Below are 15,628 nucleotides of genomic sequence, written 5' to 3'. Positions count from 1 at the left end.
GTTCAAATAGAAAGCAGACGTTAAAAGGCAGCGTCCCAATTTTGTAGGGCGGCTTCCATGATAGGGTCGTGAGGGTGCAAAATTTGTAGTTTGCCGCTATATTGCCAAAGCAGATAGGCAATTTCAGCGCGTATTTCTAAGTGCATCTTGGGCAAAAGCACTTCTATTTCTTGGGGCGTAGCCGCTATTTTGTAGTCGCTTAGGTAGCGCAAGAGGTGCGGTTTAAAGTCGGCAGGGAGGCGGTAGTTCTCTTTGAAAGCCTCGAAACCTTTTTCCGACCATTGCTGCCGTTCTGCTATCCAATAGCGCACCGCTAAATCGCGCAAGATGCCCTTTTCGTGTATTTTTTGTAGGAGTGGCGAAAACCAAGTGCTATCGGCAGGCACAAAAATATCGGGCGTGATGCCGCCGCCGCCATAAACGGTTCGCCCTTTTTTGGTTTTGAAAATCTGATTTTTATCAAATTTATTGCTATCCAAATGATAGAGTTCGCCATTTTCATAACGCCCCAAATACTCTGCCTCATAGTCGCTACTATCGCTATAAGGCTTCTGAATACTCCTGCCGCTGGGGGTGTAGTAGCGCGAAATGGTCAGGCGCACTTCCGAGCCATCGTGCAGTTCCATCGGCTTCTGTACCAAACCCTTTCCAAAAGAACGCCGCCCTACCAAAAGGGCGCGGTCGTGGTCTTGTAGCGCACCCGCCACAATTTCAGAGGCGGAGGCACTGCCTTCATCTATCAAAACGATAAGTTTTCCGCTCTCAAAAAGCCCTTCTTCTTGGGCATATTCGCGGTTATTAAAACGCTTATTTTTGCCTTCGGTATAAACAATTAGCTCCTCGCCTGCCAATACTTCATCTACCATCTTGACGGCGCGGTCTAAATAGCCGCCCTTATTGTCGCGCAGGTCTAAAATGAGGCGGTCGATTTTATTTTCCACTACAAAAGTGCTTAGTTGCGCCCTAAATTCTTTGTAGGTATCCTCTCCAAAGCGGCTCACTTTCATATAACCTGTCTTGGCATCAAGCAGATAGGCTACTTCTACGGTTTTGGTAGGGATTCTATCGCGCACAACGGGCAGGGTCAGTATTTTTCTGGTCGGATAGAAACGTTCTATTTTCAAAACTACCTTCGTCCCCTTTTTTCCGCGCAAACGGTCGAAGACTTCATGGCTTTCTAATTGTTTGGCAGTAATGTTTTCGCCATCAATCGCGACAAGCCTATCGCCTGCCTGCAAGCCTGCTTTTTCGGCAGGGCTATTGGGTAGGGTCGCCATGATGCGAAGTGTATCTTCTACCACTCTAAACTCTATGCCAATGCCGTCAAAGCCATTTTGAAGTTGTGCCTGATAAAATTCGAGGTCTTTGAGTGGCACATAGGAAGAGTGGGGGTCTAATTTTTTTAGAATTGCCACGATTGCCTCGTCGGTAAGATTTTCTACGGCTATGGTATCGACATAGTAGTTTTCTATGAATTGCAGCAGTTCCTTTAATTTTTTGCCGCCCCCTTCGGCACTCAAACTCTTGCGCTCGGAAGTGGGATTTTGAAACAGTTTAGCACCCAAAAAAAGCCCTATGGCTAAGGCAGAAAACACAATCAGGGGTAGGCGAATAGAAGCGGTGCGATTTGGCATATTTGAAGGTAGGCACAAGTAAGCATCAAGAATAAAGAAAACAAGGCGACCATTTTTCGCTTTGCCGCTCTTTTTGGGTATCCTAAAAAAACGGCAACTTTCACAAAGTTACAAAATTTCATACTTTCTAAGTAGCCTTATCCGAAGAAGCGGGTAATTTATAGCGAAAAAAAGCTATTTTCGCAAGCCTTTGAAAGTTTGAAGACTTTTTTCCTACCTATTGAAAAGGAAAGAAAACACCAGCAATTTCAAGTGCTTAAAAAAACGCTTGCCAAAACTCTACCCTGCCTCAAAGGGTAGTTCAGTGATGTTAAATTCTAAAAATCAAATGCAAATGTAGGGACAAGGCATTGCCTTGTCCGAAGTGAGTCCGCAGTGAGAGGGAAATAAAAAAGGAATGAACCCCACCCTACCCTCCCCCACAGGGAGGGTTTCAAAACCAAACTTTATTTCGCTTCAAATTTGATAACACAACTTTTACACATCAAACCACAAACCAAGATAGCAAAGATGTCATACCACCGTTCTTATGCGCAGTTTTCGCGCCTCCTTACTTTGTGCTTCCTTTTCGGGGCAGGCACAAGCCTTTCTCTTACCGCACAGCAGCGCAAAATTGTCTATCCGACTACCCAAAAAACAGACCACAAGGATAGTTATTTTGGCAAAACCATTGCAGACCCCTATCAGTGGCTCGAAAATTCTGACGCGCAGCAGGTTGCCGATTGGGTAGAAGCGCAAAATGCCGTAACGCAGGATTATTTGAAGGAACTGCCTTCACGCCAAAATTTCAAGGCGCGTTTGGAAAAATTATGGAACTACCCTAAAATTGGCGCACCCTTCAAAGCAGGTAGCTACTACTATTTCTACAAAAATGACGGCTTACAAAATCAAAGCGTTTTATACCGCTATCAGGACGACAAAGAAAAGGCAGAAGTCTTTTTAGACCCGAACACTTTTAGCCAAGATGGAACAGTATCCTTAGGCAATCTTTCTTTTTCCGAAGATGGCAAATATTGTGCTTACAGTCTTTCCAAAGGCGGTTCGGATTGGAATACCATTTATTTGATGGACGCAGAGAGCAAAAAGAAATTAGCCGACAAAATAGAGTGGGTAAAGTTTTCGGGCATCTCTTGGCATCAAGATGGCTTTTTTTATAGTGCCTATGATGCGCCCAAAGAAGGAAAAGCCTTAGAGCAAAAAAACGAGTTTCACAAGGTCTATTTTCACCGTTTGGGTGAGGCACAGAGCGAAGATGTCGTCGTTTTTGAAAACAAAGAAAAACCCTTGCGCAATTTTTACGGCTACGTAACCGAAGAAGGCAACTATTTAGTCGTGTCTGCTTCCGAAGGCACTTCGGGAAATGAAATATACGTCAAATCTTTAAAAGAGGAGAACGCCAACTTTCAGACCCTTGTTTCAGGTTTCGAAACCGAACCTGCCATTATTGCCGAACACGAGTCGGGCAAACTCTATTTGATGACAAACAAAGACGCGCCCAACTATAAAATCGTATTGATAGACCCTGCTAATCCTACCCAATGGGAAACGGTAGTGGCGGAAACCAAAAACGTACTCACTTCGGCTTCTATTCTCAAAGACCGCATCTTGGCTACTTATTTGGAAGATGCCAATTCAAAGGGGATTATCTATGACCTCAAAGGCAAAAAAATTGGCGACCTCGCGCTGCCTGCTTTGGGAACACTGCGCGGCTGGGGGGCAAAAAAGACGAAAAGGAAATCTTTTATAGCTTTACTTCTTTTACCTATCCCAACACTACTTACCGTTATGAAGTAGAAAAAAATACTTCTACTTTGTATGAACAACCCAAGATAGACTTTAATTTTTCGGACTATGAAACGCATCAAGTCTTCTATACCAGCAAAGACGGCACAAAAGTCCCTATGTTTATCGTTCATAAAAAGGGTTTGAAGAAAAACGGTCAAAATCCTACCTACCTCTATGCTTATGGGGGCTTCAATATTAGCCTTACGCCTTCTTTCAACCCTACAATTTTGCCCTTTTTGGAAGCAGGGGGCATTTATGCAATGCCGAACTTGCGCGGCGGCGGCGAATATGGTGAGGAATGGCACAAAGGCGGCATGGTCTTGAAAAAGCAAAATGTATTTGATGATTTTATCGCCGCTGCCGAATACCTCATCAAAGAAAAATATACGTCGCCTCAAAAATTAGCCATTTCGGGACGCTCTAATGGGGGCTTGCTTATCGGAGCGTGCATGACACAACGCCCTGGCTTGTACGCCGTAGCCCTTCCCGGGGTTGGCGTTTTGGATATGCTCAAATTTCACAAATTTACTATCGGCTGGGCATGGGTAGTGGAATATGGGTCGAGCGAGCGCAGCGAGGCAGAGTTTCAAAACTTGCTCAATTATTCGCCTTTGCACAACCTCAAAGAGGGCGTATCCTACCCTGCTACTTTGGTTACGACTGCCGACCATGACGACCGCGTTGTGCCTGCTCATTCCTACAAATTTATCGCCACTTTGCAGGAAAAACACAAGGGCGAAAATCCCGTCTTGATTCGCATAGACCAAAAGGCAGGACATGGCGCAGGCAAGCCTACGGCAAAAGTAATTGAGGAATGGGCTGATATTTGGGCTTTTGTCTGGGAAAATTTGCACAAAAGCAAAAAATAAAATAGAGAAGACCGAAAACAACGTAGGACAAGGCATTGCCTTGTCCTCTTTGCAAAATTGAAAAAGGTTGTTGTTTCATGCGTGCATAGTTTAGACAACTTGGACAACGCGGTGCGTTGTCATTATCTTTATCCGCAGTGAGATTAAAATAAAAAAGGGCTTTCAGACCTAAAAATGGGGTTCAATCCAAATTTTATTTTGTCTTCAATTTGACAATACTTTGACAATGCCTTGACAATGCTTTGATAATATGTAGGCTTGAAGGGCAGGCGCATGAAAAAAGAGTTGCCTTCTTTTCAGAAAGACAACCCTTTTTTACAAAACGAGAAAAATTCTTGCCTATATCAAATGCAATATATTCAGAATTGCCTTGGTTTCGTAGTGGAAAAAATCGCGGGCTTTTCTGTATGAAGCCTTCGGATTTGGTTCGGATTAGTAATCACGACGACGTGATGTAGAACGGTATCCGCCGTCGCGTCCGCCTTCCTCGCGTGGGATAGCTTTTTTGACTTGGATTTCACGACCTTTCATTTCGAAGCCATTGAGCTGCTCCACAGCAGCAGATGCGTCTTCTTCGTTTTGCATCTCTACAAAACCGAATCCGCGCGAACGACGGGTCTCACGGTCAAGAATGATTTTTACAGATACCACGTCGCCGTATTCGGCAAATAGAGACTCTACCTCTTGCTCAGAAGCACTGTAAGGTAGATTAGATACATAGAGATTCATTTGAGTAAGTTAAATTAACGTGTAAGACAGGCTTTGATGCCTGCAACAAAGATACGGCTTATTTTTGGATAATCCTACTTTTGGTCTTTTTTTTTCAAACATTTTTCAGAGAAAATAATTTTATCGGCAAAAGGCTGAAAAAAGCCGTCTTTCGCTTGTAGGTTCGAAAAAAAGCTGCTATATTTGCAGTCTTATTTTAAAAACGGATAACCCACCAAGCAAAATGGCACGAGTTTGTGAAATTACAGGCAAAAGACCTCGCGTTGGTAATAACGTTTCCCATGCAAACAACAAGACCAAACGCCGTTTTTTCCCTAACTTGCAAAAGAAGCGTTTTTATATCGCTGAAGAAGACCGCTACATCACCCTTCGCGTTTCTACCTCTGCGCTTCGCACCATCAACAAAAAAGGCATCTTAGCTGTCTTGAAAGACGCGAAAGAGCGCGGCACGCTCCTCAAAGACGTGTTGGCATAGCCTTCATTATAGAGTCGTTCTGCCTTTGCCAAAGACTTGTGTAGCGCGGCAGCACAAAGCCGTTGCAAGTCCCCTTCTCGATTGGCAATGCAGGCGAATCTTCTTACCCTTTCAAAAGAAGAACCCTTTTATTCATCTTCTACAATCATGGCAAAAAAAGGAAACCGTATTCAGGTCATCTTAGAATGTACTGAACATAAAACAAGCGGTGTCGCTGGTACTTCGCGTTATATCACAACCAAGAACCGCAAAAACACAACCGAGCGTTTAGAGCTTCGCAAGTATAACCCTATCTTGAAGCGTTATACCACACATCGCGAGATTAAGTAAAGCCTGCGGCTCTTTGTAGCCCATACCTTACGCGCTCCCCTGCTCCTATGCGCACCCTGCTATCATAGGCGCACCCTTCGAGTAGGCTCATGGCGGCTCGACTTTTATTATCCGAAATCTCCAAAATCTGATACGACTATGGCAAAGAAAGTAGTTGCGAAACTTCGTCAGGAAGGTGCTCAAAAATACGCCAAAGTGATTCGCACCATTCGCTCACCCAAAACGGGTGCTTACACTTTCAGAGAGGAAATTGTGGCAGAACAATTAGTGGCAGACGTATTGAAGCGTCAAGACTAAGCCCAAGCCTGTGCGGAGTGCAAATGCGCACGCCAAGCAGCTTTTTGTTTGTGTCCTTTTTTTTTGTAAGCACAACTGTTTTGATGATACAACTTGTTTTATACACAAGCTCCCACAAGTGCTTCTTCTGATTGCCTTGTGGGTTTTTTCTTTCTATAAAGTTATGACCCCAACGTCTTCTCTTCCCTTAGAAGTGTGTCTGACTCCAGACCTATTGCGCCTATATGATTTGAAAGGAAAAATCGTAGTAGTGGCAGATATTTTTCGGGCCACCTCCTGCATGGTCGCAGGTTTGGGCAGTGGCGTAAGCGAGGTAATTCCCGTCGCAACCGTTTTAGAGGCGTTTAAATGGCGTGAAAAAGGCTATGTGGCGGCAGGTGAGCGCAATGGTATCCAAGTAGAGGGGTTTGACATCGGAAATTCCCCACTCGAACACATGACACAGCGCGGCAGAAAAATTGTCATGACCACTACCAACGGCACGCAGGCTATTCAATACTCACGTCACCATGCCCAGCAGGTCGTTATCGGGGCTTTCCTCAATTTGGCGGCACTCACAGGCTATTTAAAACAGCAAAAGATGCCAATTTTGGTGCTTTGTGCAGGTTGGAAGGGACGCTTCAATATGGAAGACGCGCTCTTTGCTGGTGCAGTGGTCGAAGCCCTAACGAAGGAGCAAAATTCGCTTTTTCATTCCGACGGCGATGATGCCTTAGCTTGTCTTTCGCTTTATGGGCAGGCAAAGCACGATTTATTAGAGGCATTAAGACCCGCTTCACACTATCAAAGACTGGTTCGCACTAATGAGAACGCCGAAGAGGACATGCGTTTTTGTTTGGAAACAGACCGCTTCGATGTCGTGCCTGTATTAAAGGGCGACGCGCTTGTTTTAGCCTAAATTATGTTTAGTCTAATTTATTTTTGTCTATTCCTGCCGAAAGAAAATAATTGCCCTTCTCTTTCTTAGAAGTTTGTTTTGAACTTGCTCTGAAAATGTTACGAAAACGCCCTGAAAATATTATGAAAATTTCTGCTGCCGAGCGCGAGGTGTTTTTTCATTTCTTAGATAAATTCCAACCTTTGGAGGAAGAAGCGGCGCAGGCTTTTTGTGCGGCAGGCGAAAGGGTCGTTTTTGCTAAAAAAACGCTGCTCACAAGGGCGGCAGAATCGGAAAAATATCTCTATTTTGTCTTGAATGGGGTGCAGCGCATTTACAACCTAAAAGAAAATGGGCAGGAAAATGTCCTCATTTTTACCTATGCCCCCTCTTTTTCGGGAATCGTAGATGCGCTGATGCTAAAAAAAGAGGCGCGTTTTTATTTAGAAACCCTTACCGAATCTCATTTTTTGCGCTTCCCTATCGAAAGCATAGAAAAATTGCAGCAAGACTACCCCACCATTCAAGCCCTGATACAAAAGGCGACACTTATGGCTCTTTCGGGCGTACTCACACGCCTTGCCGAACAACTGCAATGCAATGCAGAGGAAAGGTTTCGATTGCTTTTGCAGAGAAGTCCTCACTTGTTACAATTAGTGCCACATAAATACTTAGCAAGTTATTTGGGAATAGATGCGACTAATTTTAGCAAAATTTTTAATAAGTTTATGATTTAGAAAGAGAAGATAGCAATTTTTTTTCGCCGTTGTTACAACGGTCAGAAGGTCAAAAAACGGGGTTTTGTGCTTGGTGCAAACCTGCTGAACCCCCACCCTGCCCTCCCCCCATAGGGGAGGGTTCGAAAACCAAATCATTTTTTTTGCATAAATGCAAAAAAAAATATTCCGAATCAAAGCCCCGCCCTATGGGGGCGGGGTTTGGGGCAGTGATGTTAAATTCTAAAAATCAAATGCAAATGTAGGGACAAGGCACTGCCTTGTCCGCAGCAAGATTGAAATAAAAAAGGATTTTCAGACCTAAAAAAAGGCTTCTGCCCAAATTTTATTTCGTTTCTAATTTGACAAAACAAGGCTTTTTAAAGAACTTAACATTACTGCCCCCATAGGGGAGGGTTCGAAAACCAAATCATTTTTTTTGCATAAATGCAAAAAAAAATATTCCGAATCAAAGCCTCGCCCTATGGGGGCGGGGTTTGGGGTGGGGTGTATTTAAGGCTTTTATCGTTGTAACAACGTCATTTCTTTCAAATCTATTTTTTCAAATCTTGCTTTTTTCCTGCTTAAAATTTGAGTAGCAAAGATTAGCGACGAAATCTTGGCAAATGCCAACTTTTTAGCCGCCCTTACGCGCTAATTTTGGGGTATCATTTTTTCTCACCTCAAATTTTATCTCACATGTCTGCTACTCACAAAACGGTAAATTATCTCTCTTTGGCGTTTATTGCCTTATCTGCTTTGAGTTTTCTTTATGTAAGCCTATTGGCTTTTTTCAATCCGCAGGCGGTCATGGATTTGGTCAGCGTAAGCCTGCCTAATCCTGACGCATTTAGCTCTATTCGCGGCATTTATGGGGGCGTGGGGCTTGCCATTGTGATACATCTTATCTTTTTGGCACGCACAGAAAAAAGGAAAGCCCTTGTTTTTCTGATGCTCATTTGGGGGCTGTATGCTTTTTCGCGCCTGCTGACGCAGTGGGTAGAAGGCGCGTTGGGCGATTTTGGCAAACAGTGGCTTTTGATAGAAATCGTTTTTTTTGTCATAGCGGCGGTTTTGCTGGCATTGCAGCAAGCCAAAAAGTAGGTTTTTGTATAGAAACAAAGTCTGTACTACAAACGTAGTACGGACTTTTCAAATTTAGAGCGAAATAAAATTTGGTTTGAACCTTCTAACATTTGGGGTAGGATACATTTTTTAGACTTTTATTGTTGCAACAATACTTTTTTTAGGTAAGTTTGCAGCCTTTAAATAATCTTACTTTCTAAAATTTTATTGTCATGGCAGAGGAAAAATCTTTTTTGGACAGTGGAACAATAGGAAAAAAACACTTTTCTATTGACAGACAACAGACAACGAGCGTTTCGATTTTTATTCTACTTTCATTTGCTACATTTGGCTTATACGATTTTTGGTGGATGTATAAGGCTTGGCGTTTTCTCAAACAAAAAGACAACCTAAATATTTATCCTGTACTAAGAACCATCTTCGCTTTCTTTTATTTCCACTCCCTACTCAAAAGAATTTTAGCCTTTGCGCAGGAGCAGGGCTACCAAAAGCATTATCCCGCCGACTCATTTGCGGCGGGCTTTATCGTTCTTTATTTTTTGGCTAATGTATCTTTCCCCTACAATATGGTTTCTTTTTTAAGCACTTTTTTGCTTGTTCCGCCACTGAAAGCCTTTAATTTTGCTTTGTTACAATCGTCTGACGAATTTGAGGTAGTGGATAGAAAATCTCTCAATGGCGGACAAATTTTCCTACTTGTGGTATCGCTTCTAATTTGGGTTCTTTTCTTAGGTCTGATAGTTTATGAAGAGTTTATGCTACAATCTTGATAAGTAGATTTTAAACCAAACTAAAATTTTTTTGTGGTGTTATCCAAAAAAAAGAACCTACCAAAGAGTCAAACTGCTTGGTAGGTTCTTTTTGAGCGGATTTTATCCAGTTTTTAGACCAAAAATCAGATAAAAACTTAGGCAAAAAATCAGACAAAAACTTAGATAATAAGCATGGCATCACCATAGCTTAGGAATCGATATTTTTCTTCTACTGCCTTTTGATAGGCTTCCATGACGCAGTCGTATCCCCCGAAGGCGCAAGCCATCATCATCAAAGTAGATTGGGGCTGATGGAAGTTGGTTATCAAAGCGTTACAGATTTTGAACTCGTAAGGGGGAAAGATAAATTTATCTGTCCAGCCATTGACGGGTTTGAGGCGGTTCATAGCAGAAACGGAGGATTCCAAGCCACGCATCACCGTTGTACCGATAGCGCAGACGCGCTTTTTTTGGTCTAAGGCGGCATTGACACGTTCGGCGGTGGTCTGTGGAATGTTGTAGTTTTCCGAATCGGTTTTGTGTTTGGTCAAATCTTCTACATCTACCGAGCGAAAAGTTCCCAAGCCCACGTGCAGGGTTAGCTCTGCCATGTCGATGCCTTTGAGTGCCAAACGCTTGACAATTTGGGGGGTGAAGTGCAAACCTGCCGTAGGTGCCGCCACTGCGCCCTTGTGTTTGGCAAAGATGGTCTGATAGCGTTCCTTGTCGTCGTCTTCGGCTTCTCTGCCCAAATCGCGCGGCAGAGGAGTCTGCCCCAGCGTGTCTAAGGTCTTGTAAAAGTCTTCATCTGTGCCGTCGAAAAGGAAACGAATCGTTCTGCCACGCGAAGTGGTATTGTCTATGACCTCTGCCACTAATTCCCCGTCGCCGAAGAAAAGTTTATTTCCAACTCGAATCTTACGTGCAGGCTCTACCAAAACGTCCCAAAGATGCGAAGGCGAATTGAGTTCGCGCAGCAAAAAGACCTCGATGCGGGCATTTGTTTTCTCTTTTGTCCCATACAAACGCGCAGGGAAGACCAGCGTATCATTGGCAACCATGACATCGCCCTCATCAAAATAATCGAGAATGTCCTTGAACTGCTTATGCTCGATTTGTCCTGTTTCCCTATGTAAGACCAACATGCGCGAATCGTCGCGATTAGGAAGCGGATACTTGGCAATAAGTTCGTCGGGTAAATTGAACTTAAAGCTCGATAACTTGTGCCGCTTAGTAGATTTATAGTTGGGGATATGATTAAAGTCTTTCAAGGATTTGGAAAAAGAAAAGGGTGAGCGATTGGAAAAATAAAAAAGCGCGGTAAGACCATCTCGACAGAGGCGATTGGGGCAGTGTATCGCTTTTGCCCACTATGCAGGCAAACTTTTTGAGCCTGCAAAGATAGGTAAAAAAAGAGTCTTTGTCAAGCTCATTTTCAGCCAAAATCTAACATCATACCTATAAGCTGCCTGATTTTCAGATTCCTGCTTCGGGGCGCAACCTTTTGGCAAACTATCCGTTTAGAAAAAAGCCGTATAAGCACTTTTCTTATTTTCAGACCGTTTTTTATTGAGTGTCTTTCTACTATCCTTATTTATTTTTGCGCATGAAAAAATCTACAAGCAATCGTATCTTGGCGGGCATTTGTGGCGGAGTAGCTGATTTTTTTGGTTGGGAAGCCAACATTGTTCGCATACTTTTCGTACTCACCTCTTTTTTCACTATCGGTCTGCCCTCTATCCTTATCTATATCGGTCTGGCGTTTCTGATGCCTGCGGAAGATTAGCACCACAAAATTAGACTAAGACATAAAAAAAACTAACAGCTTTTGAAAACTGTTAGTTTTTTCTGTTTTGAGATTATACTAAATCCTTCGCCTTTTCCAAAACTTCCCCCCGCCGTTGCTTGTGTCGCACAAGCAACCTACAAGTCGTCTGTGGGGACACAGACAACGGCAAGGAAGGACACAGACAACGGCGAGGGACATAAAAAAAACTAACAGCTTTTGAAAACTGTTAGTTTTTTCTGTTTTGAGATTAGACCAAATCCTTCGCCTTTTCCAAAACTTCTTTCAGTCCTGCGGCATTTTTTCCTGCGGCAGTGGCGAAAAACTTTTGTCCGCCGCCGCCCCCTTGTATGTGTTTTGCCAAATCTTTGATGATTTTGGAAGCATCTAAGCCTTTATCTTCTACCAGTTTGTCGGAAATGGCAATGGCAATATGCGGACGCGCCTCAATTTCAGCGGTCAAGACCATAAAAAGGCGGTCTATTTGCTGCCTAATGCCAAAAGCAAGGGTTTTGAGAGCCTCCGCATGGGGAACTTCTACCTTTTCGGCAATTAGATTGATGTCGCCTTGATGCAATTTTACCTTCGTGAGAAGTGCTTCCCTAACCTGCGCAATTTCTTTTGCCTGCAAACGCTCAATTTCTTTTTCCAAACGCTTTTTGTCTTCTATCAAATCCTGAACCGTTTTGGTTAAGTCTTTCGGATTTTTAAGCGTTTCTTTAAGCGTATTGAGCAAAAGATTTTGTTCCTGTACAAATTGCTCGGCTTTTTCGGCTGTAATTGCCTCTATACGGCGCACGCCTGCCGCTACCGATTCTTCTCTTACGATTTTGAAAAAGCCAATCTGCCCTGTAGCGGCTACGTGTGTGCCACCGCAAAGCTCTACGGAATAGTCCTTATCGAAGACAATGACGCGCACAAATTCGCCATACTTTTCACCAAAAAGAGCCATCGCGCCCATTTTTTTGGCATCTTCGAGCGGCACGTTGCGCATCTCTTGTAAGAGTATATTTTTTCTAATACGCTGATTGACAAGGCTTTCTACCTTCAAAATTTCTTCTTCGCTCATTTTAGCAAAATGCGAAAAGTCGAAACGCAATAGATTTTCATTCACCAAAGAGCCTTTTTGCTGCACATGCTCGCCCAAGACTTCGCGCAAAGCGGCATGTAAAAGGTGGGTAGCCGAATGGTTGTTGGCTGTGTGGTGGCGTTTTTGGGCATTGACCGTAGCGCGGAAGGTAGCCGAAGGGTTTTTAGGCAGTTTTGTACTTAGGTGAATGATTAAATCATTTTCCTTTTGGGTATCGAAAATTTCAATAGTATCGCTGGCATCTTCTACACTCACAAGCAGACCTGTATCGCCCACTTGCCCGCCTGATTCGGCATAGAAGGGGGTTTGGTCTAAAACGATTTGGTAGAAAGTTTTGTTTTTTTCTTTGATTTGGCGATACTTCAAAATTTTAGCCTGACTTTCTAATCTTTCATAACCCAAAAATTCTACCTGCACGCCCTCACTGACTTGCAATTCCTGCCAATCGGACTTATCCGAAGAAGCGGCTGCACGTGAGCGTTCTTTTTGGGTTTGCATGGCTTTTTCGAAGCCTTTTTCATCGATGTCAAAGCCATTTTCACGCGCAATAAGGGCGGTAAGGTCGGCAGGGAAACCGAAAGTATCGTAGAGTTCGAACACTAATTCGCCCTCGATTTTTTTGGCAGTAGCGTTCTGATTTTGCTCGAAAATCTGACCCAAACGGCGCAAACCATTTTCTAAGGTACGCAAAAAGGCTTCTTCCTCGCTCTGAATGACCTTTTCTACAAAAGCCTGTTGCGATTTTAGTTCGGGAAAAACGTCGGCAAATTGCATAGCAAGAAGCCCTACTAATTCATACATAAAAGGCTCGCGAAAGCCTAAAAAAGTATAACCATATCGCACTGCTCGGCGCAAAATGCGGCGAATGACATAGCCTGCCTTGTTGTTAGAAGGCATTTCTCCGTCGGCAATGGCAAAGGCGACAGCGCGAATGTGGTCGGCAATGACGCGCAAGGCGATGTCGGCTTTTGTATCTTGACCGTAAGAAAGGTTCGCTTTTTTGCCCAAATGCTGGATTGTAGGCTGAAAAATGTCGGTATCGTAGTTTGATTTTTTGCCCTGCAAGGCTGCCGTTAGCCGCTCGAAGCCCATGCCTGTATCTACGTGCTGCTTGGGCAATTTCACCAATGAGCCGTCTGCCATTCTATTGAATTGCATAAAGACCAAGTTCCAAATTTCGATAACCTGTGGGTGGTCTTGATTGACTAAGGTAGCTCCTTCAACGGCTTTTCGCTCGGCTTCGGAACGCAAATCCACGTGAATTTCAGTACAAGGACCGCAAGGACCGGTATCGCCCATTTCCCAAAAATTATCTTTTTTCGAAGCCTGCAAAATGCGCTCTTTGGGTAGAAATTGCGCCCAAAGTGTGGCGGCTTCGGTGTCTTGGGGCAGGTTGTCGGCGGCATCTCCTCCAAAAACAGTGGCGTAGAGTCGGTCGGTGGGCAGTTTGTAGCGTTGGGTAAGCAGTTCCCAAGCCCATTCGATGGCTTCTTTTTTAAAATAATCACCAAAAGACCAGTTTCCGAGCATCTCGAACATGGTGTGGTGATAGGTGTCGTGTCCTACCTCTTCCAAATCGTTGTGTTTGCCCGAAACGCGCAAGCATTTTTGCGTATTGGCAATGCGCGGTACTGTAATGGGCTTATTTCCCAAAAAGAGGTCTTTAAAGGGGTTCATGCCCGCATTGGTGAACATCAGCGTAGGGTCGTCTTTGACAACAAGGGGCGCAGAAGGCACGATTTGGTGGGCTTTTTCTTTGAAAAAGTCTAAAAAGGTTTGTCGGATTTCTTGCGAGGTCATCATATTCGGTAGAACAACAACTTTGTGGAATTTTAAAAAGCAAAGTTAGTAAAAAATAAGAAATGCACCTAAAAATCGAGCGTCAAGCCTACATTTGCCGTCAGGCGATTGAAACGCGAGCTACTGGGGGCAGCCAAATTGCGCAGGGCTAAGTTTTGATAATCCGTCATTTGTTGGCTTTCAAAGCGGCTGCTTGTGTTGCGTGCTACCCAAAAATTAGACTCCCTACCGCTGTAATAGTCAATCTTTGCCGTATGATACAAGCCGCCGCCTATGCTAAAATTGACTACTTTCCAAACGCGACGGGTTAGCCCTAAGCCGAAATAGGCTTGTAAGCCTGAATCGAGATGCACGCCCGATACCTCCCCTACAAGTTGGGGGCTATCTTGCAGGAATGGATTTTGTGCCTTATCCGTAACGGCAACATTGGTAGCCAAAAAAGCATAGCCCAATTTAAAATCGAAGTAGGGGCAGAGTTTCTGCCTTTGGCGATAATCAAACTGTGCCGAAGTGATGCGCATTTGCGCCATCAGGCTTATCAGACTATTGACAACGTGCAAGTCTAAATCGGCAGGAAAAGCACCAATAACGCTACCATTGGGCGCAATCACGCTCATATTGCCACTAAAATTTTCTCTATTTTGGGAAAGGGTGTAGTATCCCACTTGCAAACCTATCCAAATAGGGTCGTTGGGGTCTTTCTTACCTATCCATTTTAAAAGGTTAAGCTCTACGCCTTCTATCCTGCCCTGCTGTTGGCGGTTGAATTTGCCCAAGGGCTGACTGCGATTGTAGTAAAATGAAAATTGATGCCTTCTTTTGACTTCGCTCACCTGTGCCATCGAAGTAAAGACAAGTCCTTCGAAAAGTAGGGCTGTCGATATTATGAATTTTAAAGATGACATAAAAAATAAAAACGTTTGTGAATAAATTTTGTGTTTTTTTAATAAAAATATAATGACAAGACATTGCCTTGTCCGAAGTGAGAGGCGTTGTTACAACAATAAAAGCCTTAAATGCACCCCACCCCAAACCCCAGTGATGTTAAATTCTAAAAATCAAATGCAAATGTAGGGACAAGGCATTGCCTTTTCCTATGCCCCAAACCCTAAGGGTCTTCAAGACCCTTAGGGTTTAAGTCCAAATTTTATTTCGTTTCTAATTTGACAAAACAAGGTTTTTACAGAACTTAACATTACTGCCCCAAACCCCGCCCCCATAGGGCAGTAATGTTAAGTTCTATTCATAGTTAGGATATTTTGAAAATGAGAACAGAATAAAATTTGGCTGTGTGTGATTGATTGTTTGTTTGTAATACTTTGTCATCAGGTTAATGACAATGGTATTCAAAATCGCTCTATTGACAGCGTGATTAGGTTGTTTGACTCTGTTTTTATCTTGT

15 protein-coding genes and 1 pseudogene are annotated in these 15,628 nt (G+C 43.6%); 11 read left to right on the top strand and 5 right to left on the bottom strand.

From position 1 onward, the window contains the following. Positions 1-20 precede the first annotated feature (20 nt). The gene (locus tag G500_RS22610; RefSeq protein WP_035756516.1) at positions 21-1,634 is read right to left on the bottom strand and encodes a S41 family peptidase; all 1,614 of its coding nucleotides are present in this window, start codon (positions 1,632-1,634) and stop codon (positions 21-23) included. 510 nt (positions 1,635-2,144) lie between these two features. Here G500_RS22610 and G500_RS26365 point away from each other — a divergent pair. Together G500_RS26365 and G500_RS26360 are read left to right on the top strand one after the other, a co-directional pair. Beyond that, positions 2,145-3,397 (top strand): annotated as a pseudogene (locus G500_RS26365) (prolyl oligopeptidase family protein); the annotation flags it as partial. 48 nt (positions 3,398-3,445) lie between these two features. Continuing rightward, a complete protein-coding gene (locus G500_RS26360; protein ID WP_245574470.1) occupies positions 3,446-4,288 on the top strand; it encodes a prolyl oligopeptidase family serine peptidase in 843 nt (280 codons plus the stop codon). Positions 4,289-4,720: 432 nt separating this feature from the next. Here G500_RS26360 and G500_RS0106700 read toward each other — a convergent pair whose 3' ends face one another. Next, the gene (locus G500_RS0106700) at positions 4,721-5,017 is read right to left on the bottom strand and encodes an RNA recognition motif domain-containing protein (protein WP_027002018.1); all 297 of its coding nucleotides are present in this window, start codon (positions 5,015-5,017) and stop codon (positions 4,721-4,723) included. A 223-nt stretch (positions 5,018-5,240) separates the two neighbouring features. On the opposite strand from G500_RS0106700, the gene rpmB reads away from it, so the two are divergent. From rpmB to G500_RS22600, 7 genes are all read left to right on the top strand, one after another. Then, positions 5,241-5,492 (top strand): 50S ribosomal protein L28, encoded by a 252-nt coding sequence (gene rpmB / locus G500_RS0106690; RefSeq protein ID WP_027002017.1) that lies wholly within the window; start codon positions 5,241-5,243, stop codon positions 5,490-5,492. 147 nt (positions 5,493-5,639) lie between these two features. Continuing rightward, positions 5,640-5,822, top strand: coding sequence for a 50S ribosomal protein L33 (rpmG, locus tag G500_RS0106685; RefSeq protein ID WP_027002016.1), 183 nt, complete (start codon positions 5,640-5,642; stop codon positions 5,820-5,822). Between the two features lie 138 nt (positions 5,823-5,960). After that, the gene (locus tag G500_RS25455) at positions 5,961-6,119 is read left to right on the top strand and encodes a DUF4295 domain-containing protein (protein ID WP_086047838.1); all 159 of its coding nucleotides are present in this window, start codon (positions 5,961-5,963) and stop codon (positions 6,117-6,119) included. Between the two features lie 163 nt (positions 6,120-6,282). Next, complete coding sequence (locus tag G500_RS0106670) at positions 6,283-7,017, top strand: 2-phosphosulfolactate phosphatase (protein ID WP_035756514.1); 735 nt, start codon at positions 6,283-6,285, stop codon at positions 7,015-7,017. Positions 7,018-7,139: 122 nt separating this feature from the next. Further along, on the top strand, positions 7,140-7,733 hold the full coding sequence (locus tag G500_RS0106665; protein ID WP_035756512.1) for a Crp/Fnr family transcriptional regulator: 594 nt from the start codon (positions 7,140-7,142) through the stop codon (positions 7,731-7,733). Between the two features lie 678 nt (positions 7,734-8,411). Further along, complete coding sequence (locus G500_RS0106655; RefSeq protein WP_051203341.1) at positions 8,412-8,816, top strand: DUF4345 domain-containing protein; 405 nt, start codon at positions 8,412-8,414, stop codon at positions 8,814-8,816. 194 nt (positions 8,817-9,010) lie between these two features. Continuing rightward, positions 9,011-9,568, top strand: coding sequence for a DUF4234 domain-containing protein (locus G500_RS22600; RefSeq protein ID WP_051203340.1), 558 nt, complete (start codon positions 9,011-9,013; stop codon positions 9,566-9,568). A gap of 161 nt (positions 9,569-9,729) precedes the next feature. Here the strand turns inward: G500_RS22600 and queA are convergent, their stop codons facing one another. Next, complete coding sequence (gene queA / locus G500_RS0106640) at positions 9,730-10,821, bottom strand: tRNA preQ1(34) S-adenosylmethionine ribosyltransferase-isomerase QueA (RefSeq protein WP_245574469.1); 1,092 nt, start codon at positions 10,819-10,821, stop codon at positions 9,730-9,732. A gap of 335 nt (positions 10,822-11,156) precedes the next feature. Here queA and G500_RS0106630 point away from each other — a divergent pair, with 335 nt between their 5' ends. Together G500_RS0106630 and G500_RS25645 are read left to right on the top strand one after the other, a co-directional pair. After that, positions 11,157-11,336 carry a PspC domain-containing protein gene (locus tag G500_RS0106630; protein WP_035756524.1) on the top strand — a complete coding sequence of 60 codons (180 nt, stop codon included), beginning with the start codon at positions 11,157-11,159 and terminating at the stop codon, positions 11,334-11,336. A 42-nt stretch (positions 11,337-11,378) separates the two neighbouring features. Continuing rightward, positions 11,379-11,549: a hypothetical protein gene (locus G500_RS25645; RefSeq protein WP_154657052.1), complete on the top strand. Its 171-nt coding sequence runs from the start codon at positions 11,379-11,381 to the stop codon at positions 11,547-11,549. A gap of 37 nt (positions 11,550-11,586) precedes the next feature. Here G500_RS25645 and alaS read toward each other — a convergent pair whose 3' ends face one another. Both alaS and G500_RS0106620 read right to left on the bottom strand, forming a co-directional pair. Then, positions 11,587-14,226, bottom strand: a complete 2,640-nt coding sequence (gene alaS / locus G500_RS0106625) for an alanine--tRNA ligase (protein WP_027002009.1) — start codon at positions 14,224-14,226, stop codon at positions 11,587-11,589. Positions 14,227-14,294: 68 nt separating this feature from the next. Beyond that, positions 14,295-15,131: a hypothetical protein gene (locus G500_RS0106620; protein WP_027002008.1), complete on the bottom strand. Its 837-nt coding sequence runs from the start codon at positions 15,129-15,131 to the stop codon at positions 14,295-14,297. Positions 15,132-15,628: the final 497 nt, after the last annotated feature.

The sequence above is a fragment of the Hugenholtzia roseola DSM 9546 genome, from assembly GCF_000422585.1.
Lineage (GTDB): Bacteria > Bacteroidota > Bacteroidia > Cytophagales > Bernardetiaceae > Hugenholtzia > Hugenholtzia roseola.
Note: the sequence above shows the minus strand (reverse complement) of the source record. Positions and strands in the feature narration are given on the sequence as shown.

Bases quoted from the DNA above. Each gene is read 5' to 3' on its own strand.
- G500_RS22610 (WP_035756516.1), bottom strand. From the start codon at position 1,634: ATGCCAAATCGCACCGCTTCTATTCGCCTACCCCTGATTGTGTTTTCT.
- G500_RS0106700 (WP_027002018.1), bottom strand. From the start codon at position 5,017: ATGAATCTCTATGTATCTAATCTACCTTACAGTGCTTCTGAGCAAGAG.
- rpmB (WP_027002017.1), top strand. From the start codon at position 5,241: ATGGCACGAGTTTGTGAAATTACAGGCAAAAGACCTCGCGTTGGTAAT.
- rpmG (WP_027002016.1), top strand. From the start codon at position 5,640: ATGGCAAAAAAAGGAAACCGTATTCAGGTCATCTTAGAATGTACTGAA.
- G500_RS25455 (WP_086047838.1), top strand. From the start codon at position 5,961: ATGGCAAAGAAAGTAGTTGCGAAACTTCGTCAGGAAGGTGCTCAAAAA.
- G500_RS0106670 (WP_035756514.1), top strand. From the start codon at position 6,283: ATGACCCCAACGTCTTCTCTTCCCTTAGAAGTGTGTCTGACTCCAGAC.
- G500_RS0106665 (WP_035756512.1), top strand. From the start codon at position 7,140: ATGAAAATTTCTGCTGCCGAGCGCGAGGTGTTTTTTCATTTCTTAGAT.
- G500_RS0106655 (WP_051203341.1), top strand. From the start codon at position 8,412: ATGTCTGCTACTCACAAAACGGTAAATTATCTCTCTTTGGCGTTTATT.
- G500_RS22600 (WP_051203340.1), top strand. From the start codon at position 9,011: ATGGCAGAGGAAAAATCTTTTTTGGACAGTGGAACAATAGGAAAAAAA.
- G500_RS0106630 (WP_035756524.1), top strand. From the start codon at position 11,157: ATGAAAAAATCTACAAGCAATCGTATCTTGGCGGGCATTTGTGGCGGA.
- alaS (WP_027002009.1), bottom strand. From the start codon at position 14,226: ATGACCTCGCAAGAAATCCGACAAACCTTTTTAGACTTTTTCAAAGAA.
- G500_RS0106620 (WP_027002008.1), bottom strand. From the start codon at position 15,131: ATGTCATCTTTAAAATTCATAATATCGACAGCCCTACTTTTCGAAGGA.